Source organism: Kitasatospora sp. NPDC007106 (genome assembly GCF_040634455.1).
Classification (GTDB): domain Bacteria; phylum Actinomycetota; class Actinomycetes; order Streptomycetales; family Streptomycetaceae; genus Kitasatospora; species Kitasatospora arboriphila.
In genome coordinates this window covers 1-1,006 of record NZ_JBEYFP010001485.1, presented here as the reverse complement: position 1 = coordinate 1,006, position 1,006 = coordinate 1, and the positions used below count along the sequence as shown (strand labels likewise).

At 77.2% G+C, this 1,006-nt stretch carries 1 protein-coding gene and 1 pseudogene; one reads left to right on the top strand and one right to left on the bottom strand.

Annotated elements, in window-relative coordinates; genetic code table 11:
* A partial coding sequence (locus ABZ641_RS39470) for an AraC family transcriptional regulator (RefSeq protein ID WP_359989580.1) occupies positions 1 to 632 on the bottom strand: 632 nt, incomplete at its 3' end.
* A 189-nt stretch (positions 633 to 821) separates the two neighbouring features.
* On the opposite strand from ABZ641_RS39470, the pseudogene ABZ641_RS39465 reads away from it, so the two are divergent.
* Positions 822 to 1,006, top strand: a pseudogene (locus ABZ641_RS39465) (DJ-1/PfpI family protein); the annotation flags it as partial.

Below are 1,006 nucleotides of genomic sequence, written 5' to 3'. Positions count from 1 at the left end.
AGCGCGGCCCCGCCCGGCGCCGGATCGTGGTCGAGCGGGATGAACTGGGCCTGCCCGCCCTCCCGTTCGAGCGGGACGACGGAGAGCCGCGCGGCCTCCGCCGCCACCGCGGAGCCGTGGTCGCGCCGGACCATGTGCAGGCACAGGTCCAGCCCGGCGGCCGCGCCCGCGCTGGTCAGGATCTGCCCGTTGTCCACGTAGAGCACGTCCGGGTCGACCGTGACCGCCGGATGGTCGGCCGCCAGCCGTCCCGCCGCGGCCCAGTGCGTGGTCGCGCGCAGTCCGTCCAGCAGCCCGGCGTCCGCCAGCACGAAGGCCCCCGAGCAGATCGACGCGATCCGGGTGCCACGCGCCGCCGCCGCCCGCAGCGCCGCCAGGACGGCGGGTGTCGGCGCCGGGTGCGGGCCGTCGGTGCCCGGCACCACCACCGTGTCCGCCGAGACGAGCTCCGCCAACCCCCACGGCGCCCGCAGCGCGAAGGATCCGGCATCCGTCTCCGGCTCCTCCGCGCAGACCAGCACGCGGTAGCCGGGGCCGCCGCCGGGCAGCCGGGCCCGGCCGAAGACCTCCACCGGGGTCGCCAGGTCGAAGGGGACCACCCGGGGGAGCGCGAGGACGGCGACGGTGTGCACGGTCGGCAATCTACCCGCCCGCCGCCGGGCGACCGCCACCCCGTTCCCGCAGGTCCGCGCGGTGGCACGGCGGTGTCGCTATCCCGTTGAAAGCTGTCGCCGGAGCCCCTGTGGCCCTCCGCCGCCCGTGGATAGCGTCGGGGTGTCGCCGGCCGCGCCACCACCCCTCCCACCTGCTGAAGGACGCCCATGCATGCCCAGATCGTGCTCTTCGACGGCTTCGACCCGCTCGACGTCGTCGCCCCCTACGAGGTGCTGCACGCCGGCGGGACCGCCTCCGCCGGGGCGGTGACCGTCGAACTCGTCTCCGCCGAGGGCCCCCGCGAGGTGGTCAGCGGGACGGGCGGGCTCGCGCTGCGCGCCACCGCCGCGCT